Here is a 22942-nt window from a genome sequence, read left to right on the forward strand (position 1 = left end):
CCGAGCGGCGTCGTTACCTCAACTGCTCCTCGTAGCGGCGCCGCAAGGCCCCGTAGCGCTCGCGAAACGTGCCGATGCCGGCGTCGCCGGTGGGTTCCAACTCGCTGTCGATCACGGGGGGCCATTCGGGTTGCTGCCCGGTCGCGGCCCACGCTGCTTGGCGCGCGGCACCCAGTGCCACGTACTCTCCGGAACGCGGGACGCTCACTGCCAGGCCCAGGGTGTCTGGAAGGACACTGCGCAGCGCGTCCGACTTGGCGCCGCCGCCGATCAGCAGCACACGCTCCACATCCACGTGGATGTCGCGCAGGATGTCCAGGCAGTCCGCCAGAGAGTTCGCAACGGCCAAGACGGCCGAACGCGCCAAGTTCTCGCGCGTGAACGACGCTCGGGTGAGTCCGTCCAGGCGGCCAGTGGCCTCGGGCAGGTTGGGCGTGCGCTCACCGTCGAAGTAGGGGAGCATCGTCAGCCCGCCGGCATCACTGGGGCCGCTCGTGGCCAGCCGTGTGAATTCGTCCAAATCCGCGCCCAAAGTCTCGGCCGTGGTGGTCATGACGCGCGCGGCATTGATAGTGCACAGAAGCGGAAGGTGCTGGCCGGTGGCATCGGCGAAACCCGCGGTGACGCCGGAGCGATCGAGCGTGGGCTCAGCGCTGCACGCGAAAACCGTGCCCGATGTGCCCACGGAAATGGTTACCTCACCCGGTTCGAGATTCAGGCCCAGGGCTGCGGCGGCATTGTCGCCGGCGCCTGCACCGACCACGGCGGGAGTCTCACCGGACCCGCCCCACTCGGAACTCAAGGACCCGGCGGCCTCCTGAGCGGTGAGCACCCGGGGCAGTTCCGGAACCGCGCCGAAATACTCTTCGAGCAATTCGGGGCGGTACTGGTTATCTGTGGCGTTGAAATAGCCGGTGCCGGAAGCGTCCGAGCGGTCCGTGACAAACTCGCCGCACAGGTGCAGCGTGAGCCAGTCGTGCGGCAGCATGACCCGATGCACCCGAGCCGCGGCCTCGGGTTCGTTCTCCCGCAACCACGCAAGCTTGGCCAGGGTCATGGAACTGATGGGTGCCATGTTCACGGCTTCCATCCACCAGTCCAAACCGTGGTCGGTCACCATACGGGCAGCTTGCGGGGCGTTGCGCACGTCATTCCACAGCAGCGCGTCATGTACCGGCTCGCCCTGGGCATCCACTGCCACCATGCCGTGCTGTTGCCCCGCCACGGAAACTCCAACGACGTCGTTGCGCTCGGCGACCCCCGCGTCTCGCCAGGCAACTTTCAAAGCTTTCAGCCACACCCGTGGGTCGACACTAGTACCGTCCGGATGGGGTGCCGAGGCGCTCGAGAGCACGTTCCCGCTCTCCAGATCCACCACGACCACTTTGCAGGACTGTGTGGAGGAATCGACCCCCACCACCGTTGCGGACATACGCGTTTACCTCTCGTGTCGAAGGATCAACCGGCGCTGGCCGGCGTGGGTTCGGGATGGTCGACGAGCCCGGCCAGTGCTTGGCGCAGCGGCTCGTCGCACACGAGCACGTCGATCAGCCCGGCACGCGCGGCTGCTTGGACTGCCGCGGCTCGACCGGCATCGAAGGCCGCGGCCACGGTGGTACGTGCGTCCCTGATCTGCTTCACCGAAGCCGCGACCACCATGGACTCGACGGGTGAGGTTACGGGGGTGCCGTCTGCGGCCAGCAGGTGCCCCGATATTTCGGCCACGGCGCCCGCGGCGCGGGCCTGCTCGGCAACCTCCGGGGATACCCTGTTCCAGACGGTCGACAGGTCCGGGGACCAACTACCGATCGCAATCAGGGCGACGTCCAGGTGATTGGCGCGGTCGAGGGTCTGTGCAATTTCAGGACTCTTCATGAGCGCAGGGGCGTTCTCCACGATGAGCGGTGCCCACAGCGGCCATGCGGATTGACAGGTCAGGTCGGCCAGGAGTCGAGGTGCCGCCTGACTGTCCTCGTTATTGAGCGCCCCGGCCAGCTGAATCACCTGATTATGAGGGAGCGGTGGGAGCTCACGCGTGACGAGTTGAAGCGTGCGCGACCACGAAATGCCCAGCACGTCTCCCGGATGAACCTGATCCATGAACACCCGGGCGGTCTCTCGGGCCAGCGTGTGGCGATCTGCGGACCACGGCCCCGATCCCACGGTGATGACTTGGTCGATCCCCAGGGCGTGCGCCAGCTGAGCGTCCTGATCATTGTCCGGGATGGCGATCTCAATGCGGACTATTCCGGTGTCCTGTGCCTCCTGCAGGAGAGCGGCCACCTGGAACCGGGACAGGTTTGTTTGTTTACCGATGGCCACCTTGGACTCGCCATCCACGAAGTACAGCTGTGCCAATTGGGCTAGGAGTTTTTGGCGCTCCGACTTGTCATTCGGGGGCCATGAATCGGTTGTGGACATTTCTCACCGCATCTGAGGGGTCGGCTCTTGATCATCTGAGTCTATATGACTAGCATCACATCTCAGATGTGAATCATAGGATTCTCACTTGAGAGTAGCTGACGCTGGCTGCGCTCTTCCGACATCAGAACACCGATGACAAGGAACATCATGCGTAACAGCACAGCTGCTCCAGATCGTGTCAGGGGCCATCATCGCACCTTCGTGCGGCATGGAGCGTGGTGGCAGGCACTGCTACTAGCTCTGGTCACGGGCTTCGTCATGACCGGTTGCGCCGCGTCCGCGGACGAAACCAAGGACGAAATCGTCGTGGCCATCGTGTCCAACCCGCAAATGCAGGACGCGATGGAACTGCAGGACGAGTTCGCCAAAGCCCACCCGGACGTCAACGTGAAATTCGTGTCACTGCCCGAGAACGAGGCCCGCGCCAAGATCACTGCATCCGTCGCTACCGGGGGTGGCGAATTCGATGTGGTCATGATCTCCAACTACGAGACCCCGATCTGGGCCGAGAACGGCTGGATCGAGAACCTCCAGCCCTACATCGACAAGACGGAGGGCTACGATGATCTGGACTTCATCGGCTCAATTCGTAATGCGTTGAGCTACAAGGACGACATGTACTCGGTTCCCTTCTACGGTGAGTCCTCGTTCCTGGTCTACAACGAGGAAATGTTCGAGAAAGCCGGCGTGACCATGCCGGAGAATCCCACCTGGCCTGAGATCAATGAGCTGGCGGCCAAGCTGGACGACCCGGACAACGGCGTCTCCGGCATCTGCCTGCGCGGTCTGGCCGGTTGGGGCGAGGTCATGGCCCCGCTGAGCACCGTGATGAACACCTACGGTGGCGGCTGGTTCGATGAGGACTGGAACCCGACGCTCACCTCGCCCGAGACTAAGCAGGCTGTCAACGAATACGTGAACCTGGTGCGCGAGCACGGTCAGCCCGGCGCGGCAACCTCCGGTTACGGCGACTGCATCACCCGCTACAGCCAGGGCAACGCGGCCATGTGGTACGACGCCACGGCCATGGTCTCCTCGATCGAGGACCCTGCGTCCTCCACCGTGGCGGGTAAGAACGGCTACGCACCCGCACCCGTGATGGACACCGAGGACGCCGGCTGGCTCTACAGCTGGTCGCTGGCCATCCCCAGCACCTCCGATCACAAGGATGCTGCGTGGGACTTCGTGTCCTGGATGACCAACAAGGAGTACATCAAGCTCGTGGGCGAGCGCTTCGGCTGGGAGCGCGTGCCACCGGGATCGCGCTACTCGACCTACGAAGTGCCCGAGTACCGCAAAATCTCGCAGGCCTATGCGCAGCCGACCTTGGACGCCATGGACGGCGCATCGCAGGAATCTTCCATGACTCACCCGGTCCCGTACGAGGGCTTGCAGTTCGTGGCCATTCCCGAATTCCAGGATTTGGGTACCCGCGTGGGCCAGCAGATCTCTGCGGCCGTGGCCGGTCAGATCACCGTAGATGAGGCCCTGGAACAGTCCCAGGCCTATGCAGAACAGGTGGCTCGCACCTATCAGCGTGAGGAAGGCCAGTAACCGCCATGTCTACTTCAACAGGGGCCGCCCGTACTGGTCGCCCTCGTAAATCTCGCGCTCAAGCGCCGCGTCGCAGTGACGCGTGGCAGCGGCGCCTCCCACTCCTGCCGGCCCTGATCTTCACGATCATTGCCACACAGATTCCGTTCCTGATCACCATTTGGTACTCGCTGCGTTCATGGAACCTGTTGAACCCAGCCTCCGATGTATTCGTCGGGGTGAGCAACTACATCGAGATCTTCGCCGACCGCACCTTCCGGCAGGTCGCCATGAACTCGGTGGTCTACACGCTCGGATGCGTGTTGATCGCCATGGTGCTCGGCATCCTGTTCGCTCTCCTGTTGGACCGCAAGTTCCTGGGACGCGGAGTGGTGCGCACGCTGCTGATCACGCCGTTCCTGATCATGCCGGTGGCGGCCTCCACGCTGTGGTCGGTGTCCATGTTCAACCCGACGTTCGGTTTGGTGAACTGGTTCCTGGGGGTCTTCGGCATCCCCGCCGTGGACTGGACCTCGTCCCACCCCGTGATCTCCATCCTGATCGCCCTGGTCTGGCAGTGGACCCCGTTCATGATGCTTTTGATCCTGGCCGGTCTGCAGTCTCAACCCAAGGACGTGCTGGAAGCCGCGCAAATGGACGGTGCATCATCCTTGCAGACATTCTTCTTCATCACGCTGCCGCACTTGCGCCGCTATATCGAACTGTCGGTTCTGCTGGGGGCCATCTACGTGGTCAACACGTTCGACCAGATCTACCTGATGACCGCCGGCGGCCCCGGTACCAGTAGCGCCAACTTGCCCTACTACATCTATCAGCGCGCCTTCCTGGGCTTCGACATCGGTCAGGCCGCAGCCATGGGCGTGGTGGTTGTCATCGCCACGATCATCATTGCCAACTTCGCCCTGCGATTGATTTTCAAGGGCTTCATGAGCACGGAGCAGAACTGATGAGCACCACCGTTCAAACACAGACACCCTCCGCCCAAACCTCGGAGCCGCCCGTCCGACGCAAGCGCAAGGGAGGCGGCGCGGGTTCCGCGGCACTCACCTTGTTCACGTGGCTGCTGGCCCTCGGGTTCTTCATGCCCGTTCTGTGGATGGTGCTCACTTCGTTCAAACAAGAGGCCGACGCCGCCTCCAACCCTCCCAAATTCTTCTTCACTCCCACACTGGACCAGTACAAGGCCGTGTTCGAGGCAGGAGCGGGTGGGTACTTGTGGAACTCGGTGATCGCCACGGTGGTGTCCACGGTCCTCGTGATTTTGCTGGCGATCCCCGCGGCCTACGCGGTGAGTATCCGGCCCGTGGAGAAGACCAAGGACGTGCTGTTCTTCTTCATCTCCACCAAAATGCTCCCTGTGGTCGCCGTGATCATGCCGATCTACGTGGTGGCCAGCAAGCTCAAGGTCCTGGACAACATTTGGACCCTGGTGTTTCTGTACACCGCCATGAACCTCCCGCTTGCGGTGTGGATGATGCGCTCGTTCTTCCAGGAAGTCCCGCGCGAGGTGCTTGAGGCGGCGCAGATGGACGGTGCATCACTGATGACCAGTGAAGGCCTTTACCTGGCTCGCCTCTCGGCGGCCAGCGTGTTGGCCTCGCTGCCAGTGGTTCTCGCCGGTTGGATCGCCCAGAAGCAGCTGGTGCGCGGTCTGTCGATGGGCGCCATCAAGTAGACAACGCCCATCGAGCCCGTCAGGGGTTCACGACTGCTTTCAACGCGCCTGGGCGCGCCCCCGCGGTGAGTGCCGCGGCGACGTCGTCCAGGCCGTGTCGTGTGGTGACCAGGGAATCCAAGTCCACGAGGCCCTGCTCGGCCATGCGAATGGCCGTATCCCAGGTATTGGCGTAGCGGAAGATCCCGGTCAGGTGAAGCTGCCGCTCCTGGATCAAGGGCACTGGAAGCCGCAGGGTATCCGCTCCCATGCCGACCAGGACCACGCGGCCCTCGGGTACCAGCCGCTGCATTCCCGAGAGAATCGCGGGCTCGGCCCCGCTTGCATCGAGTAGCACCGTGTAACCGCTTCCGGGGAAAGGTTCGTCCGGGGACGGAGCGTTGTCCACACGGAATGTTTCGGTGGCGCCGTAGCTCATGGCCGTTACCAGGCGGTCGTCGCGGGTGTCCGTGACTACCACGTCCAATGCGCCGGCCAATCGGGCGCACTGTGCGGCCAGTAGGCCGACCGGGCCGGCTCCGGTGATCAGGACTCGGTCGCCCAGGGTTACTCCAGCGGCGCGCACCGCGCTGATGCCCACGGAGAGCGGCTCGAGGAGGGCAGCGGCGTCGTCGGAGAGCGCGTCCGGAACGGGATGGGCGAAGGGGGCGGGATGGGTCACGTACTCGCAAAACACACCGTCGATGGGTGGGGTGGCAAAGAAGCGGACGGCCGGATCCAGGTTGTACTGCCCGTGCAATGTTTGGGGTGAGAACGGCTGGGGGATACCGGGCTCCAGCGAGACGCGCTGGCCTACCTGACGGTCATGGACGTCCGAACCGACCGCCACGATGACACCGGCGGGTTCGTGACCCAAGATCATGGGTTTCTCCACCACAAAGTCTCCGATCCGGCCGTGCTCGTAGTAGTGAGTGTCGGAACCGCACACACCCACCGAGGTGATGCGGATCAGTACCTCGTGCGGGCCGGGGTGCGGGACGGTCCGCTCCTGAAGCTCCAGTTCATGAGGAGCCAGCAGCACACTGGCTTTCATGGTGGCAGGGATCACGGGGATGTCGGCGGGGCTGGCTGTTGTCATGTCGGCGGCCTTTCTATAGGGGCTGATCGAGTGGACGGGTGAGGCATCAAACAAAGAAACGTCACGCGCTCCCCACGAGAGCGCGTGACGTTGACAGGCATGAACGCGGGAGATCAGTCCGGGAGCCGTTCGCCCGTGCTGGCGTCGAAGAGATGAACTCGGTCGCCATGGGTGCTGACCCACACGGTGGACTCCGCGGCCGGTGGTTGCCGACCGTCCACGCGGATCACGATGGGACTCGCATCCGCGTCCTCGCTTGTTCCGGTGTTGGGAACGGTGTCTTCTTCTTGGCCGGCCACACCGGCAATGGGGGTGACGTGCTGATCGGCGCTGTGGTCGAGGTGGCCGTAGACATACGCGTCCGCCCCGAGCTCCTCCACGATGTCGGCAATGACAGCCAAGCCATGGCCGTTCTCCGAGGGCACCAGGTCTTCGGGTCGGATGCCCACCGTGACCTCGGAACCCGTGAGTGCTTCGCGAGCGGCAGCGCTGAGCGGAAGCTTCAGACTCCCGAGCTCCACCGAACCTTCCTCGGTCACGGTGGTACGGAAGAGATTCATGGCGGGGGAGCCGATGAAGCCGGCCACGAACTCGTTGGCCGGGCGGTCGTAGAGCTCACGGGGCGTGTCCACCTGCATAAGCCGACCATCCTTGAGCACGGCCACGCGGTCACCCATGGTCATAGCCTCGGTCTGGTCGTGGGTTACGTAGACCGTGGTCACGCCCAAGCGGCGGGTGAGGGAAGCGATCTGGGTGCGCGTCTGTACGCGCAGCTTGGCATCCAGGTTGGACAGGGGTTCGTCCATGAGGAATACCTGGGGCGAGCGCACGATAGCGCGGCCCATGGCCACGCGCTGACGCTGACCACCGGACAGAGCCTTGGGCTTGCGGTCCAAATACTCGGTGAGGTCCAGGATCTTGGCGGCTTCCTCGATGCGCTTATTGCGCTCGGCCTCGCCCACCTTGGCGATCTTCAACGCGAAACCCATGTTGTCGCGCACGGTCATGTGCGGATACAGGGCGTAATTCTGGAAGACCATGGCGATATCACGATCACGCGAGGGGGTATCGGTCACTTCGTCGTCGCCGATGTGAATGGCACCGCCCGTGACGTCTTCAAGGCCCGCGAGCATGCGCAGAGTAGTGGATTTACCGCAACCGGAGGGGCCCACGAGAACCAGGAACTCGCCGTCGGCGATGTCGAGGCTGAGGTCAGAGACGGAAGGGCGCTCGGCCCCGGGGTACTGACAGGTGACGTGATCGTAGCGCACGCTGGACATGTAGTTCCTCTTTCCCGGCAGGCACGTGCCGGACGATCCGTAGGAGAAAAGGATGGCGAGAGTGACCTGGGCCACTCTCATATGAGATCATAGCGAAACTCATGTGATAACCGCCACCCTTTTCACCATCGGATGGAGGAACATCCCGCGTGAGTCAGCCGCGCGGGATGTTGCGCAGGTTGGAGCGCGCCATGGAGACAGCCTCGCCCGCGCCGCCGTTGAAGACCATCTTGGACATGGCCGTGGCGAACCCGAAGACCTGGGAGCTCTCGATCTGCGGCGGGATCGACAGGGCGTTGGGGTCCGTGATGATCTCCACCAGCGAGGGGCCCTGGTGTGCCAGGGCACTGGTGAAGGCACCCTCCAAATCCTTGGGCTTCTCCACACGAATGCCCTGCAAACCAATGGCCTGGGCGATTCCTGCGTAATTCGCCTGGGGTACGTCCACCCCGAAATCGGGCATCCCGTCCACGAGCATCTCCAGCTTGACCATCCCCAGCGAGGAGTTGTTGAAGACCACCACGGTCACGGGCAGGTTGTAGGCCGCCAGCGTGAGTAGCTCGCCCATGAGCATGGACAGCCCGCCGTCGCCGGAGACCGAAATGACCTGGCGGTCCGGGTAAGCCATTTGCGCGCCCATGGCCTGGGGGAGTGCATTGGCCATGGAACCGTGCAGGTAGGAGCCGATCACACGCCGGGTACCCAGCGGGTTGATGTAGCGGGCCGTCCATACGTTGCACATGCCGGTGTCCGCTGTGAAGATCGCGTCGTCGGACGCGACCTGATCCAGGATCGACGCCGCATACTCCGGGTGAATGGGCGTCATCTTCTCGACCTTGCGGGTGTAGGCACCCACGGCCTTGTTCATCAGCTTGTCGTGCTTGGCCAGGGTCTTCTTGAGGAAGGAACGGTTCTTCTTCCGTTTCAGCTCCGGCAGCAGCTTGAGGATGGTTGACTTCACGTCACCGTGCACGGGAATGTCCACGCCCGTGCGGCGCCCGATCACGGAAGCGTCAGTGTCCACCTGAATCGTGGTCACGTCCGGCAGGAACTGGTCGTAGGGGAAATCCGTGCCCAACATGACCATCACGTCTGCGCCGTACAGTCCTTCGGCGGCTGCGCCGTAGCCGAGCAGGCCGGTCATGCCCACATCGAACGGGTTGTCGTACTGGATCTGGTCTTTACCGCGCAGTGAGTGACCAATGGGAGCGCCCAGGGTGTCCGCGAGGGCAATCACCTCGTCGTGAGCGCCGGCCACACCGATGCCCGCGAAGATCGCAATATCCTTCGCGTTGTTCAGGGCGGCCGCCATGCGCTCGATGGTCGCGTCCGAGGGGACGACGGCACCCGGTTCCGGTACGCAGAACGGGCGCGCATCCGTTTCGGTCTCGGATTCCGCGAGATCGCCGGGCAGGGTCACCACGGATACGCCCGGAACCGTCAGGGAGTGCTGGATGGCCGAGCTGACCACGGCCGGGGACTGCTTGGGGGTGCTGATCAACTCCGAGTACACCGAGCACTCGTTGAACAGTCGGTCCGGGTGGGTTTCCTGGAAGTATGAAGAACCGATGTACTGCGACGGGATATGGGAGGCGATCGCCAGCACCGGGGCGCCGGACCGGTTGGCGTCGTATAGCCCATTGATCAGGTGTAAGTTGCCCGGGCCGCACGAACCCGCGCATACCGCCAGCTGGCCGGTGAGCTGGGCCTCGGCGCTCGCAGCGAATGCCGCGGCCTCTTCGTGGCGGACGTGAACCCAGTCGATGCCGCCCTTGGCGGAACCTCCGGTGCGCCGCACCGCATCAACGATGGGGTTCAGGCTGTCACCCACCACGCCGTAAATGCGCTGGACACCCGCGTCCATGAGCTGCTGGATGATTTGTTCTGCAAGTTTCACGAATCGCTCCTGCTGAATGAGTGTGGCCGCGAACGGCCCGGTAGAAAGGTTGCTTCCGTCTCAGCCTAGGCCTATGAACGCGCCTCGTGGAGGGGTTTGTGAGGCGCGAGACCGTGAGTCGTGAGGTGAATCACATGAACCCGGCGTCAAGAAAAACTTGACAGACCACCCCTTGTCAATGTTTCCTTGACACATGACTTGCGAACAGAAAACCACCGCACCCCGTACCCATGCTCACTGGACCGACATCGACTGGGCGGCCATTGACTGGGCCGCCGTCAACTGGGCCGAGACCGCTTCACCTCGGATCAACTGGGTCGATTTCTACCGCACAGCACCCACCATTGACTTTGCCGGTGGCGCCACCCGCCCGGCTCGTGGCACCTCCACCGCAACCGCTACCCGGGCCACAGAAACGGAGACCAACGGCGAGAACTACGGCGCCGTGGCGTCGTCGTGGTCTGCCCAGCGCGAATTCCCCGTGACCGTGTTCGGTATCCGCGAGCCCCAGCCGGGTCCGCGATGGAAGGCCTTGTTCGACGCGACCTGGCCGGCCTACCGCGCCTTCTACCAGTCCGGTCCGGACGCGCGACCCGAGTTGGAAGAGGCCCGCGGGATGCTCGAGAAGTACATGCCCGAGCTGATGCCCACGTGGCGCAAGCTCGTGGAGCTGACCGGCAATGACGATGTCGCGGCACGCTTCCTGACCATGTGGAAATTTCCCGCATTCGCACCGGCTTGCTCGCAGGCAGCGCTCACCGGCGAGGAGACCTCGCTGACCCGCAACTACGACTATGTCCCCAGCCTGTGGGAGGCCACGGTCTACTCCAGCGAGTTCACCGGGCGCAAGGTCATCGGCACCGGTGACTGCCTGTGGGGTCTGCTGGACGGCATGAACGACGCCGGTCTGGCCGTGTCCCTGACGTTCGGTGGCCGCCCCGGATCGGGCCCGGGCTTCGCAATCCCGATCGTGATCCGCTACCTGCTGGAAGTGGCCGAAACCGCGGAACAGGCACGCGAGCGGCTGCGGGATCTGCCGGTGTCCATGTCCTACAACATCACTGTGGTGGACACCTCAGGTAACAAGTTCACCGCGTTCGTAGCTCCCGGCCAGCAGGCCGAGTTCTTCGACGCCTGCACCGCGACCAACCACCGCGGCAAGGAGCCCGAGTACCCGGCCAAGGCCGCGCAGTTCTTCTCCAAGGAACGTCTCGAGCACTTGGACCGCACCGTGGACACCGAGATCACCGCGGATGAGATGCGCGATCAGTTCCTGACCGATCCGTTGTATCAGGACAACTTCTCCGGCGGCTTCGGCACTCTGTTCACCGCTCACTACCGCCCGGACGAGGGGCACGTTGAGTACCGCTGGCCGGGTGTGTCCTGGAAGCGTGGCTTCGAGGACGCGGACGACTCCCTGGACGTCGTACTGGTGGGCCGCTGATCCTCGGTGCCATGATGGACTCGTGAGTACAGAGATTCCTGAACCCAGTGGCGGACCGGCACCCGTGGCCCGGTTGGAGAGCGCAGCCATGGAAGCAGTGCGCCAACTCGCCGCCAGCGGTGACCCGGAAGCATTCCAAGCTTTGCTGCGACTGAGCGGAACCGTGGGTGAGTCCCTGGGGATCAGCGCCCGCAACGTGGCGGCGGCGTCGTCGTGGACGGCCGTGGCCGGTGCGGCCGGAACCTCCCGGCAAGCGGCCTGGTCCCGCTGGAAAGCCTGACCTAACCTTTAAAATGCTTCGGCCCCGCACGGATCGTGCGGGGCCGAAGTTTTAGCTGTGAGCCGGTAATTGGCTACTTGCTCAGTAGTTACCGGTCATCGTGGTGACGTCCAGAGCCTTGTCCAGCTGCTCCTCGGTGAGCTTGTCACCGTCAACGTAGCCGAGCTCAATGGTGGCCTCGCGGACCGTCACCTTATTGGTCACGGCGTGCTTGGCGATCTTGGCTGCGGCCTCGTAGCCGATGGCCTTGTTGAGCGGGGTCACGATGGAGGGGGAAGCCTCCGCGAGGAAGGTGCAGCGTTCCTCGTTGGCGACCAGGCCGTCAATCATCTTCTCCGCGGCAACGCGGGAGATGTTGGCGATCAGGCGGATGGACTCGAGCAGATTCGCGGCCATGACGGGGATACCCACGTTGAGCTCGAAGGCGCCGTTGGTGGAGGACAGTGCCACGGTGGTGTCGTTGCCGATGACCTGTGCGGAGACCTGGATGGCGGCCTCGCAGATCACGGGGTTGACCTTGCCCGGCATGATGGACGAACCCGGCTGCAGATCGGGGATGTGCAGTTCGCCCAGACCGGTGTTGGGGCCGGAACCCATCCAGCGGATGTCGTTCATGAACTTCATGTAGGAGTACGCGATGTTGCGCAGCTGCCCGGAAGCCTCGACCAGACCATCACGGTTGGCCTGCGCCTCGAAGTGGTTGCGGGCCTCGGTGATCGGCAGGCCGGTTTCCTCCGCCAGCAGCTCGATCACACGGGCGGAGAAACCGTCCGGGGTGTTGATGCCGGTGCCCACGGCGGTGCCGCCCAGAGGAACCTCAGCCACGCGGGGCAGGGAAGCGTCGATGCGCTCGATGCCGTAGCGAACCTGCGCGGCGTAACCGCCGAACTCCTGACCCAGGGTCACCGGGGTGGCGTCCATCAAGTGGGTACGGCCGGACTTCACGATGTTCTTGAACTCTTCAGCTTTCTTCTCCAGGGACGTGGCGAGCACGTCCATAGCGGGCTTGAGATCGTTGATCAGCGCGTTGGTCACGGCCACGTGCACGGACGTGGGGAACACGTCGTTGGAGGACTGCGAGGCGTTCACATGGTCGTTGGGGTGGACCTCCACGCCCTCAGACTCCAGTGAACGGGTGGCCAGCGTGGCCAGGACCTCGTTGGTGTTCATGTTCGACGAGGTGCCGGAACCGGTCTGGAACACGTCGATGGGGAAGTTGTCGTCGTAGTCACCCGAGGCGACGGCGTCGGCGGCGTCGCGAATGGCCTGGGCACGCTGGGCATCCAGGACACCCAGTTCCTCGTTGGCGGTGGCTGCGGCCTTCTTCACCTGAGCAAGCGCCTTGATGTGCTGGCGCTCCAGGGTGGAGCCGGAGATCGGGAAGTTTTGCACTGCACGCTGGGTCTGGGCACGGTACAGGGCGTTCTTGGGAACGCGGACCTCACCCATGGTGTCGTGTTCGATGCGGTACTCAGTATTTTCTGCCATGATCCCTAGCTTATGCGCTCGGATCGGGGCCGGGCTGTCGGTGGCGTGCCGTGACACGCCACCGCCACCTCATAGTTCTATTGGTGCTGTCAGTCGCGCTCAGGGAACCACGGGCCGTGGCCGTAGACGAGCTCGGCCTTACCCGCGTCCAGGTGGTAGAACACGCCAATTACCGCGGCGTCGCCCTTGGAGACGGCGGCGGCGATCGAGCGGGACTGGTCCAACATGCGTGCCGCGGTCTGCTTGGTGTGTTCGATGACCATTTCGTGCACGGAGTTCAGGCCCTGGCGCTTGGATTCCAGGACCGACGGCGTGATGCGCTCCACCAGGTCGCGCTGGAAGCCGCGCGGGAGTTCGCCGGAGTCGACGGCGTTCTTGGTCGCGGTCACGGCGCCGCACGAGTCATGGCCGAGCACCATGATCAGGGGAGTACCCAGTACATCGATGGCGTACTCCAGGGTTCCCAGCACAGCGTTGTCGATGACCTGCCCGGCCGTGCGGATTACGAAGGCGTCACCCAAGCCCAGGTCGAAAATGATTTCGGCAGCCAGGCGCGAGTCCGAGCAACCGAAGATCACCGCGAACGGCTTCTGCTTGTGCTCCAGTTCCTTACGACGCTGTGCATCCTGATGAGGATGCAGGGTCTCACCGGCGATGAATCGATCATTGCCGTCCTTCAAACGCTGCCAAGCATCCTGCGGTGTCTTGGGCGTGCTGGTCGGCTTATCTGCGTCACTGATCTTTGGCTGGATCTTTTCGCTCACGGTGGCTCCCGGTTCGACTCACGGTTGGTGCGTCACGGGAGCGTGCCCCGGTGGCGCGTTCCTAGCTTAAACCTCAGCGCCCTTCGGCCAGCGTCTTAGCGACGTGCTCGAACTCGCCCTCGGTGGCCTTTCCGGTGAGGATCACGGTGGAGTCGTCGAGCGTGCCTACCCAGGCGGTGAATTCTTCTTGTTTGCCTGACGGGTCGCGGTGGTGGATGTCCCAGGAGATTCCGCCCAGATCCTTCTGATCAGTCACGGGGATCAACTCGGTGCGCTGAGCCAACCACGTGGGGTTGGACTCGGCGGTCTGCACCATTTCGACCAACCGGTAGTCGGGGGAGAGGTATCCGACACTCCACGTGGGAACGCCGTCCTGAGAGTTGGCCTCCCAGCGGGCGTAGTTAGCGGTCCAATTTTCGCCGAGCTCGGGTGCCGCGGGGGTGAACTCCGCCTGCTCGGCAACGAAGCCGGCTTCCTCGGAAACATTCACATCAGCGCGGTAGGGCTGGGCGTCAGGCTTGGGCGCCAGCCACAGGAACGGCAGGATCAACATGAGCAAGACCGCCATGGAGATGACCATGCCGCGGATGGGCGCGTTGATCTTGGCCGCTTGCTTGGTGGTGATTTGGGGCAGCGGGGCGCCTTCCTCCGGGGTAGCGGAGGTGACCTGAGACTCGTCAGGCTTGCGGGGCGGCGTCGTAGCTGAATCACTCACCCCTCTATTGTGCCGTGCCGTGACATACCCGCCCAATCGGACAAAGCCGGGGATATGCTGGAAACGCACGCAAGGCTTGTGTGCTCGCCCGCGAAAACGTGCGTCGCGAGACACACGAGCGCAGCTGACTCGAAGGTGAGGAACATGGCGACTCAAACAACCGCAGGTAGCGCTTCAGGTAACGCGGCGGACCGAAATCTGGCCCTGGAACTGGTCCGCGTTACGGAGGCTGCCGCAATCGCCGGCGGTCACTGGGTCGGCGCGGGCGACAAGAACCGTGCGGACGGCGCGGCAGTGGACGCCATGCGTTCGTTCCTGTCCACGGTGAGCTTCAACGGAACCGTGGTGATCGGCGAGGGCGAAAAAGACGAAGCCCCCATGCTCTACAACGGCGAACAGGTGGGCGACGGCAGCGGCCCCGCCTCGGACGTGGCCGTGGACCCCATTGACGGAACCCGACTCACCGCACTGGGCATGAACAACGCCCTGGCCGTGATCGCCGTGGCCGATGGCGGTTCGATGTTCGACCCCTCCGCCGTGTTCTACATGGACAAGCTCGTGGTTGGCCCCGAGGCCGCTGACATGGTGGACCTGCGTCTGCCCGTCAAGCAGAACCTGCACCTCGTGGCCAAGGCTCGTGGCGTGAAAACCAACCAGCTCACCGTCTGCGTGCTGGACCGCCCCCGCCACCAGGGCCTCGTGGAGGAAATCCGCGCGACCGGTGCGCGTACGCGCATGATTCTCGACGGCGACGTCGCCGGCGCCATTGCCGCGTGCCGCGAGGGAACCGGCGTGGACGTGATGATGGGCATCGGCGGAACGCCGGAAGGCATCGTGACCGCGTGCGCCGTGAAGGCCACCGGCGGTGTGATCCAGGGGCGTCTGGCACCCACCGATGAGGCCGAACGCGAAAAGGCCGCTGAGGCCGGGCTGGATGTTGACCGCATCTTGACCACCAATGAACTGGTTACCTCGGACAACTGCTTCTTCGCAGCCACCGGCATCACGGATGGTGACCTGCTGCGCGGAGTTCGTTACCGCGGTCCCCAGATCACCACCCAGTCGATCGTGATGCGTTCAAAGTCCGGCACCGTACGCATGGTCGAGGCCGAGCACGTGGCCAAGAAGTGGGAGAAGTACGAGCGTGGCAACAGCTGATTCGCCGCTGCCCTACTGATCTCTTCGGAGTAAACGAGAACTCGCGCGTGATTGCCCCACCGGGTGGTCACGCGCGAGTGCTGTCCGCAGCTAAGCTGTATGACGGTTTGCTGGGGACTGATGAAAGGACGCACCGTGTCATTGAGCGTGAACCCGTGTGACAACCGGAAAACGTGGGACGCCAGGGTTCGCGTGACCGGCGGGAATCCCCAGCTGCTGTGGGGCATCGGTGAAGCCGAAGCCCTCACGGATGAGCAGATCAGCGTGGAGCGCGTGATGATCAACCGCGCCAATCAAACCATCGGTTACGGCCAGCTCCTGATCTACCCCGAAGACAAGCACACCGTGGTGGACGCTCGATCACTGCATGTGAAGAGCCCCCATGAACTGGTCAAGGTCCTCGGCGCCCTGCAGGGTTACGCCCGCGAAAAGCACAGCGGCGCCGTACTGCGTTTGAGCCCCGATACCGCCGTCAACCCGCAGTTGTTGTCCGATCTCGAAGAGGCGGGTTATCGCCGTCGTGACAAGATCCGCAAGGGCGAGGCCGGCCCGCGCGAACTGATCGTGCGCTTGGGCGAAACAGAGAGCGACCTGTCGAAGCGACTGTCCAGCGGCACTCTCGAACGCTGCCGTGCGGGCCTGAAGGTAGCCGGTGTCAAGGTGCGCCGCGTTTCCGCCAACACCCAGAGCCTGGCCAACGTGGGTCTGCGCACCGCACACATCGACGATCTGCTCAAGGCTGTGGGCCAGGATTCCGTGTTCCTCGTGGCCACCGAACAGGCCGAGGGCGAGCAGGAAACCGCTCTGGGTTATCTATGGTTCGTTCACACCGGCGAGTCCGCGATGCTGTACCGCGTGGGGTTCACCGACCGCGCTCGGCAACTGGGCGTGGACGATGCCCTGCTACTCACCGGCCTGGTCCAGCTTCAGCAGCGCCGCGTTCACAACGTGGTGGCAGGCGACCCGGATTCCGAGAACGCGTCCGTGGTACTGCGTGAGCTCGCTGAAGAGCAGCGCGAAGTTCTGGGCGTCTGGGAATACCCGCTGGTCAGCGCCTATCAGTTGGCTGGTCGCGCAGAGAAGACTCGGCACAAGATTTTCGGGGAGCGCCCACCCAAGAAGAAGCGCCGCTTCAAGGTACTGTCCGCGCAGCCCGCTCGCGACGGTGATCCCGTCGCGCCCGAGACCGGTTCCCTCGCGGCCCAAGAGGCCAATAGTGCCGTCGACGCCGATCCGGACCTCGCACGCCAGCCCGCCGCACCCCAGCAAAAGAAGCAACCGACGTCGGCCAAACCCGCAGCTGCCCAGACGAAGGCTTCTGCTGACACTGGCGAGCAGCCCGCTCAAAAGAAGAAGAAATCTCGGGGCCTGCTCAAGGTCTCGGCCCCCAAGGTGTCCGTGCCCACGCGCCCGTCCTTCATGAAAAAGGACGACGCCGACGCCGGTACCGATTCCAACGGCACCACTCCTGCAGAGCGCGGCAAGGTCCGCGGTTTTGCACGTCGAGTTGTGGATGAGGGTGCCGCAGCCATCCGCGACGCCGCGCGCTGGTAATACTCGCCACCCTGGGACGAGACACTTGACGGGTCGATAGGGCCATCGGGAACATCTCAGGGGCCGTCAGGACCCTTTTGGCCAGCGTGCATGGTTCTAATGGCACCTCAGGCGTAACCATGGGTTCTAACGCAACCTCACGCGCGGTGAGCGCGGCATCGACCTAGCGCCCGGCGACGATCGCGGCCGCCCTGGTTACCCACGGCGCGGGCAGTACACGGGTGAGGGCTTCCATGGCCCGGAAAGCGCGGGGAGCCACTACGCGGGAACGGTGCTTGTCCACGGCGGTCATGGCGAAAGCCACGATTTGCTCCGGGGAGAGGGCGCGGCCGAGATTCACGGCATCCGATCCGACCACGTCAAAGAAATCGGTGTCCACGGGGCCGGGGTTCACACTGGTGACCAGTACACCGGACTTGCGGGCCTCGGCGCCCACGGCCAGCGAGAATTTGTCCACGAACGCCTTGCTGGCGCCGTAAGTGGCCATGTAGGGCAGGGGTTGGAATCCGGCCACGGACGCGATGTTGACGATTGCACCGGTGCGCCGCGCGGTCATGGACTGCAGGGCCTCGTGCGTCGACGCCATCAGCGCGGTCATGTTGACGGTGGCCTGTTCGAGTTCACGGTCGATGTCCAGGTCACTAAAAGCTCCGTGCGTACCGAATCCGGCGTTATTGACCAGGATGTCCAACGGGTTGGAACGAATGACATCCACGAGTGTCTCGATGCCCGTCTGCGTCCCGAGATCTGCGGCGACAATCTGGGCTGCACCGTCAGTGACAGTTTGCGACAGCTCGGTCAACTTCTCGGTGCTCCGACCCGTGATGATCACCTGGTAACCGCGCCGGTGCAATTCAGCGGTGAAGGCGCGGCCAATTCCTCCGGTGGCACCGGTGATCAGAGCAGTTTTAGTCATGCCCCGATGTTACGCTCGCGGATTTTCTTCCGAGCCTTGATGGCCGCTTCTCGGGCGTGGCGCACACCGGTGTAGGCGGCGTAACCACCGGTGGACACAGGTAGGTCCCACGTGCCGGCGAAAGATACAGGGGAGCCGCCGAAGGACTTCTTGAAGGACGTGAATCCGTACCACTCGTGCTGGGGCCCGGCACCCTCCGGTGCGGTGCCGAACAGGTCGAACCACGCGAGCCCCTTCTCCTTGGCGTCCATGATCATGGTGACCACCAGGGGGATGCCCGCGGACAACTTGCGGTGGCGCTGATCCATGGCCGCGTGGGCGTAGGTCCGGGTATCCGCGGAGTCGTACACGAGTGAGGCTGCAATGGGTTCGTCCTCGAGCTTGGCGAGGTACATGGCGGCGGCACCGGCCGGCATGAGCGAGCGGGCCACGGCGCGCAGATAATCGTCATGCTGGCGATTGAAGTCCTTGCGCTTGGCGGTGTCGTCCAGGAACTTCAAGAGGTAGTTGACGTCCTCCGGGTTGGACGAGCGCTCAATAACCACGCCCTTCTTGTAAATGTTCCGGTACAGATTCCGGTTGGTGGACTTCATGTCCTTGAGCAGCTCTTTCTCATCCTTGCTGAGATCGATGAGTTGCGTATGAGAGGGCTGAACTTGGCGCGGGGCCACCTTCATGCCGCGGCGGCGCAGCGAGGACTTTTCGGTCTCCAGCCCATCCACGAAATTCGCGTTGGCCGGTTCCACGCGCACGAACCAGCACTTGTGCTCCTTGGCCACGCGCGTGAGGTCGGCCAGGGCGGCGTCGAAAGCCTGAGGGGAATCCGCCTCGGGACCGTACGGGCAGTACAGGTACCGCCCGGTGCGCCCGCCCTCGACCGTGGCCAGGTAGCGCCATCCGTCGCCGGATGCCTGAACGACCTGGTGTCCGATGCTTCGCTGAAAGTCTGCCCATTCCTGGGACTGCAGGATATTTGCCACGCGTCCACTGTACCGACCTGCGGCTCAGGTCAGAACGCGCAGCGCGGATTCGGTCACGGCACGGAACAGGTGCCGTTGGGAGACAGCTCCTCGGCAGTGGTCACCATTGCGGGGGAGGCCGGCACGGGAACCGACATGCCCACGCCCACTCCGCCCGGCGCCCCGGCCACGCCACGCGCCGGCACGTTCGACGACGCCGCTGCGTCAGCGCCGTCGTCGGTGGCCCTGTCGAGCACGCCCTGGAGATCTGACTGGAAGAGCTCGAAATCCGGGTATGTGGGGAAGGACTGGTCGTAGAAGGGCGGGCCCACCGCGTAGGACTCGAGCTCGTGGTTCTTAGCCTTCATGGCCACGTTGACCAGCGAACCGATCGAGGACTGCGGAATGTCCGTTTCGATGATTTCCTCACCCGAATTGGCGAGGTCCTCGAACTTGGTGGCCACGTTGACGGGATTGAGCTGCTTGAGCATCGCGGCCTGCACGCAACGTTGGCGGGCCTGCCGGTCGTAATCCGTGGCCCCCTCACGAGAACGGGCGTACCAGAGGGCGTGGTGGCCGTCCATGTGCTGTACCCCGGGTTCGATCCACCCCAGAATCGGGTTGGGCAGGCCGGTGTTCATGTTGGTGCCACCGCCCATGGGAACGCGTCCACCCACGTCCAGGGTGATGCCGCCCAAGGCATCGACCAGAGATTCGAAACCGTCCATGTCGATCAGCACATAGCCGTGAATCTCCAGACCGGTCACACCCTCGGCGGCGTCCTTGGTCGCCTCTGCGCCGGGGTCGGCCACGTCCGGGTAACGGTCCTGGTGATTCTGCATCACATCCGTGTAGATCGCGTTCATGATGCACTCGTCGCCGCAGCTGAACCCTCTGGGATACACGTCGTTCATCGGAGAGTCGTCCGGGAACGGCACGTTCTGCAGGTTGCGGGGGAGGGAGACGGTCACTGTGCGCCCTGAATCCGCGTCCACGCTGAGCACGGTCATGGAATCAGGGCGGCGGCCTTCGCGGTCGTCTCCGGCGTCACCGCCCATGAGCAGGATGTTGTAGCGCCCGTTATCCGGGGCGAACGGCAAACCGCCGGCAAAGATATTGGACACCGCGCCTCGAGCTACGGAAACCAGGTGAGCGGCGTAGGCCAAGCCGCCGCCGGTGATGAGCATGGCCAGCACGGTCACGATCACCACGGCGCGGCGTACCTTGTCGGTCAGTAGCCCCGGTCTGATCAAGCGGAGCGTGTCGAACCACAGGAACACCCACCCGAGGGCGAGGGCCAGGAGACCGAACATCAGGATCCACGAGGTGATCGAGTTGGTCAGTAGCCAGATCAGGGCTGTCTTCCAGACGAGCCACAGCACGGCGGCGAAGAGAATGAGCGCCCACACGGTCACGGTCACCCGCAGTGCCAGGCGTCCAAGACCTTTGCGTCCCGCGACCAACTGGGCCGAACCCGGAACCAGCGCCGTGGCACCCAGCAGCCACCACGCGCGCTTGGTGCGATCGGCCGGTGCCGCGAACTTGGGGTTGATCAGCGGATCAGCCACGTTGGACCGTTTCTTGCGAGGGCCACTGCCCGGATTGCGACTCGCGGAAGCACCGTAGAAGGTTTCTTCTGCTTCAACCTCTTCCGGGTGAGAGGTCCCGACCGAGGGCGGGTAGGGGGTACCCCCTACATCGCTGGAGGATGATCCGTTCACGTGCAACTCCGTGCTGATGGGGAAGGCGGTGTTGCGGTCGGCTCAATCAGATGATTCTGGGAACCTCTCTGAGACAAGTCACGACGCACAGCGGTCATTGTGCCGGTCCTGGCTGAATCCCGGCCGAAAATTGACCGGTCGCGGTACTGCTACTCCTGGGTGCTGGCACCTCGCAGCACGGTGTCGCGTAGTGCCTGGCCCTTGCGGTGAGCTGTCTCCGACAGTTCCCGCGCAAAGCTCTGAAGATTATCTCGCAGGTGTGCTGCGGAAGTGTCCGTTGCAGAGGCCAGCACACGGGCGGCCAACAGACCGGCGTTGCGTGCGCCGCCGATCGACACCGTGGCAACGGGGACACCCGCGGGCATCTGCACGATCGACAGCAGTGAGTCCAAGCCGTCCAGGGTCTTGAGCTGGACCGGCACACCGATCACCGGCAGGGGCGTGACCGAGGCCAGCATGCCCGGTAGGTGTGCCGCGCCGCCGGCTCCTGCAATGATCACGCGCAGTCCGCGTTCGTGGGCGGTCTGACCGTATTCGAGCATCTCGTGCGGCATGCGGTGGGCAGAGACCACGTCTGCTTCGTACGGAATCCCCAGTTCTTCCAGGGCTTCCGCGGCCAGGTGCATGGTCGACCAGTCCGAGTCCGACCCCATGACCAAACCCACCACCGGGGCCTGGGCCTGGGACATGGGAGTGGCTCCCCACGTGGGGAGGGCCTTGCCCTCGGAACGAATGTGGGTGGGCTCCTCCGAGCGGTCCTCGCCGTCGCGAATGATCCCCGCGGCACGTGTGGCGATACGGCGCAGTTCTGCCGTCTCATCCGCGGAGCCGACCACGTTCACGTGGCCGATTTTGCGTCCCGGACGCACCGACTTGCCGTAGTTATGGATCTTGGCGCGTGGTTCGGCTGCCATGGCGGCGGGGTAGGCGGCGAAGAGGTCCTGGTTGTCGCCGCCCAGGAAGTTCTTCATCACGGCCACGTCCGCATTGAGCTCCGTAGCGCCCAGCGGCCAGTCCAAGACCGCGCGCAGGTGTTGTTCGAATTGGCTGGTGACAGAGCCGTCCATGGTCCAGTGCCCGGAGTTGTGCGGGCGCATGGCCAGCTCGTTCACGGCAAATCCGGCACCGTGGCCGGGGATCTCGAACAGTTCAGCGGCCATGACACCGGTGACACCCAGTTCCTGAGCCAGCATGATAGCCGCTGCCGACGCCGCCGCGGCCACGTCCGGGTCCAATCCGGGTGCCGGAGCAATCACTTCATCGCACACACCGTTGACCTGTACGGACTCCACCACGGGCCACGCCTTGGTCTCACCGGACGGCGTGCGCGCCACCAGAGCGGAGAGCTCTCGTGTGAACGGGACGGCCTCCTCGGCCAACAGTCCGTCCTCGGAAGCTTGGGCAAACCACGCCGGAACGGGGTCCTCGTGAACGGCCTGGGCGTCGTCGAGCTTCAACACGCCCTTGCCGTCGTAGCCGCCGCGCGGCGTCTTGAGAATCAGGGGCCAGCCCGCGGTCTCACCGAAAGCCAGCAATTCATCGACGGAGCGCACCTGGGCCCACTGCGGGTTGGGCAGTCCGAGCCTTTCCACGGCCTGACGCATGACCAGCTTGTCCTGCGCGTTCACCAGCGCATCCGGGCCCGGTTGCACCGAGACCCCGGCTTCTTGGAGGGCCCGCAGGTGCTCAGTGGGCACGTGCTCGTGGTCGAAGGTGACCACATCCACCTCGGCTGCGAACTGTCGCAGGGCATCTAAATCGTTGTAGTCCCCAACCGGGGCGGTACGGACGGCGGCAACGGCCGAAACATCCGGGCCTTCGGCCAGGACGCGCAACTCCACGCCCAGCTCGGTAGCGGCGGGTGCCATCATGCGGGCCAGCTGGCCGCCTCCGACAACACCAATGACAGGACCTGTAATGGGGAAACTCACGCTCCCCAGGGTATCGCCACAGCGGGCCACCAGCTATTTAGGAGTAGGATGCACCTCAATATGCGGGTAGATCACGCACATCTGCGGATCGCCCATGAGCGTGC

General features: G+C 64.0%; 19 protein-coding genes and 1 pseudogene. 7 read left to right on the forward strand and 13 right to left on the reverse strand.

From position 1 onward, the window contains the following. Positions 1–13 precede the first annotated feature (13 nt). Both xylB and ABD283_RS09020 read right to left on the reverse strand, forming a co-directional pair. Positions 14–1432 (reverse strand): xylulokinase, encoded by a 1419-nt coding sequence (gene xylB, locus ABD283_RS09015; RefSeq protein ID WP_344224658.1) that lies wholly within the window; start codon positions 1430–1432, stop codon positions 14–16. A gap of 26 nt (positions 1433–1458) precedes the next feature. Continuing rightward, the gene (locus ABD283_RS09020; RefSeq protein ID WP_344224659.1) at positions 1459–2421 is read right to left on the reverse strand and encodes a sugar-binding transcriptional regulator; all 963 of its coding nucleotides are present in this window, start codon (positions 2419–2421) and stop codon (positions 1459–1461) included. 150 nt (positions 2422–2571) lie between these two features. Between ABD283_RS09020 and ABD283_RS09025 the strand changes: the two genes are divergently transcribed. Genes ABD283_RS09025 through ABD283_RS09035 form a run of 3 tightly spaced genes read left to right on the forward strand, consistent with a single transcriptional unit; the run spans position 2572 to position 5653 of the window. Beyond that, complete coding sequence (locus tag ABD283_RS09025; RefSeq protein WP_425552823.1) at positions 2572–3978, forward strand: ABC transporter substrate-binding protein; 1407 nt, start codon at positions 2572–2574, stop codon at positions 3976–3978. 5 nt (positions 3979–3983) lie between these two features. Next, positions 3984–4925 carry a carbohydrate ABC transporter permease gene (locus ABD283_RS09030; protein ID WP_344224660.1) on the forward strand — a complete coding sequence of 314 codons (942 nt, stop codon included), beginning with the start codon at positions 3984–3986 and terminating at the stop codon, positions 4923–4925. Further along, positions 4925–5653 (forward strand): carbohydrate ABC transporter permease, encoded by a 729-nt coding sequence (locus ABD283_RS09035; RefSeq protein ID WP_344224661.1) that lies wholly within the window; start codon positions 4925–4927, stop codon positions 5651–5653. The genes ABD283_RS09030 and ABD283_RS09035 overlap by 1 nt, the downstream gene beginning before the upstream one ends. Positions 5654–5672: 19 nt before the next feature. On the opposite strand, the gene ABD283_RS09040 is transcribed toward ABD283_RS09035, so the two are convergent. The 3 genes from ABD283_RS09040 to ABD283_RS09050 all read right to left on the reverse strand — a co-directional run bounded on the left by ABD283_RS09040 (position 5673) and on the right by ABD283_RS09050 (position 9908). Then, a complete protein-coding gene (locus ABD283_RS09040) occupies positions 5673–6731 on the reverse strand; it encodes an NAD(P)-dependent alcohol dehydrogenase (RefSeq protein WP_344224662.1) in 1059 nt (352 codons plus the stop codon). A 113-nt stretch (positions 6732–6844) separates the two neighbouring features. Continuing rightward, positions 6845–8011, reverse strand: a complete 1167-nt coding sequence (locus tag ABD283_RS09045; protein ID WP_344224663.1) for an ABC transporter ATP-binding protein — start codon at positions 8009–8011, stop codon at positions 6845–6847. A gap of 154 nt (positions 8012–8165) precedes the next feature. After that, the gene (locus ABD283_RS09050) at positions 8166–9908 is read right to left on the reverse strand and encodes a pyruvate dehydrogenase (RefSeq protein ID WP_344224664.1); all 1743 of its coding nucleotides are present in this window, start codon (positions 9906–9908) and stop codon (positions 8166–8168) included. 193 nt (positions 9909–10101) lie between these two features. Here ABD283_RS09050 and ABD283_RS09055 point away from each other — a divergent pair, with 193 nt between their 5' ends. Both ABD283_RS09055 and ABD283_RS09060 read left to right on the forward strand, forming a co-directional pair. Further along, on the forward strand, positions 10102–11352 hold the full coding sequence (locus ABD283_RS09055) for a C45 family autoproteolytic acyltransferase/hydrolase (protein WP_344224665.1): 1251 nt from the start codon (positions 10102–10104) through the stop codon (positions 11350–11352). Between the two features lie 22 nt (positions 11353–11374). Beyond that, a complete protein-coding gene (locus ABD283_RS09060) occupies positions 11375–11632 on the forward strand; it encodes a hypothetical protein (RefSeq protein WP_344224666.1) in 258 nt (85 codons plus the stop codon). An 81-nt stretch (positions 11633–11713) separates the two neighbouring features. Here the strand turns inward: ABD283_RS09060 and ABD283_RS09065 are convergent, their stop codons facing one another. The 3 genes from ABD283_RS09065 to ABD283_RS09075 all read right to left on the reverse strand — a co-directional run bounded on the left by ABD283_RS09065 (position 11714) and on the right by ABD283_RS09075 (position 14599). Next, positions 11714–13120, reverse strand: a complete 1407-nt coding sequence (locus ABD283_RS09065; protein WP_344224668.1) for a class II fumarate hydratase — start codon at positions 13118–13120, stop codon at positions 11714–11716. 89 nt (positions 13121–13209) lie between these two features. Continuing rightward, on the reverse strand, positions 13210–13884 hold the full coding sequence (locus ABD283_RS09070; RefSeq protein WP_344224669.1) for a carbonic anhydrase: 675 nt from the start codon (positions 13882–13884) through the stop codon (positions 13210–13212). Positions 13885–13957: 73 nt separating this feature from the next. Next, positions 13958–14599 carry a DUF4245 domain-containing protein gene (locus ABD283_RS09075; protein ID WP_344224670.1) on the reverse strand — a complete coding sequence of 214 codons (642 nt, stop codon included), beginning with the start codon at positions 14597–14599 and terminating at the stop codon, positions 13958–13960. Between the two features lie 144 nt (positions 14600–14743). On the opposite strand from ABD283_RS09075, the gene glpX reads away from it, so the two are divergent. Both glpX and ABD283_RS09085 read left to right on the forward strand, forming a co-directional pair. Continuing rightward, a complete protein-coding gene (gene glpX / locus ABD283_RS09080; protein ID WP_344224671.1) occupies positions 14744–15757 on the forward strand; it encodes a class II fructose-bisphosphatase in 1014 nt (337 codons plus the stop codon). Between the two features lie 135 nt (positions 15758–15892). Then, positions 15893–17311: a hypothetical protein gene (locus ABD283_RS09085; RefSeq protein WP_344224672.1), complete on the forward strand. Its 1419-nt coding sequence runs from the start codon at positions 15893–15895 to the stop codon at positions 17309–17311. A 163-nt stretch (positions 17312–17474) separates the two neighbouring features. Here the strand turns inward: ABD283_RS09085 and ABD283_RS09090 are convergent, their stop codons facing one another. The 5 genes and pseudogenes from ABD283_RS09090 to ABD283_RS09110 form a co-directional block, all read right to left on the reverse strand. Beyond that, complete coding sequence (locus tag ABD283_RS09090) at positions 17475–18227, reverse strand: SDR family NAD(P)-dependent oxidoreductase (RefSeq protein WP_344224673.1); 753 nt, start codon at positions 18225–18227, stop codon at positions 17475–17477. Beyond that, positions 18224–19207 (reverse strand): lipid II:glycine glycyltransferase FemX, encoded by a 984-nt coding sequence (locus ABD283_RS09095; RefSeq protein WP_344224674.1) that lies wholly within the window; start codon positions 19205–19207, stop codon positions 18224–18226. The genes ABD283_RS09090 and ABD283_RS09095 overlap by 4 nt, the downstream gene beginning before the upstream one ends. 53 nt (positions 19208–19260) lie before the next feature. After that, entirely contained in the window at positions 19261–20907 is a 1647-nt protein-coding gene (locus ABD283_RS09100) for an LCP family glycopolymer transferase (RefSeq protein ID WP_344224675.1), read from the reverse strand. Positions 20908–21056: 149 nt separating this feature from the next. Continuing rightward, positions 21057–21596, reverse strand: a complete 540-nt coding sequence (gene purE, locus ABD283_RS09105) for a 5-(carboxyamino)imidazole ribonucleotide mutase (RefSeq protein WP_344224712.1) — start codon at positions 21594–21596, stop codon at positions 21057–21059. A 72-nt stretch (positions 21597–21668) separates the two neighbouring features. Further along, positions 21669–22778, reverse strand: a pseudogene (locus ABD283_RS09110) (5-(carboxyamino)imidazole ribonucleotide synthase); the annotation flags it as partial. Positions 22779–22942: the final 164 nt, after the last annotated feature.

Source organism: Kocuria atrinae (assembly GCF_039531425.1).
GTDB classification, from domain to species: Bacteria; Actinomycetota; Actinomycetes; order Actinomycetales; family Micrococcaceae; genus Kocuria; species Kocuria atrinae.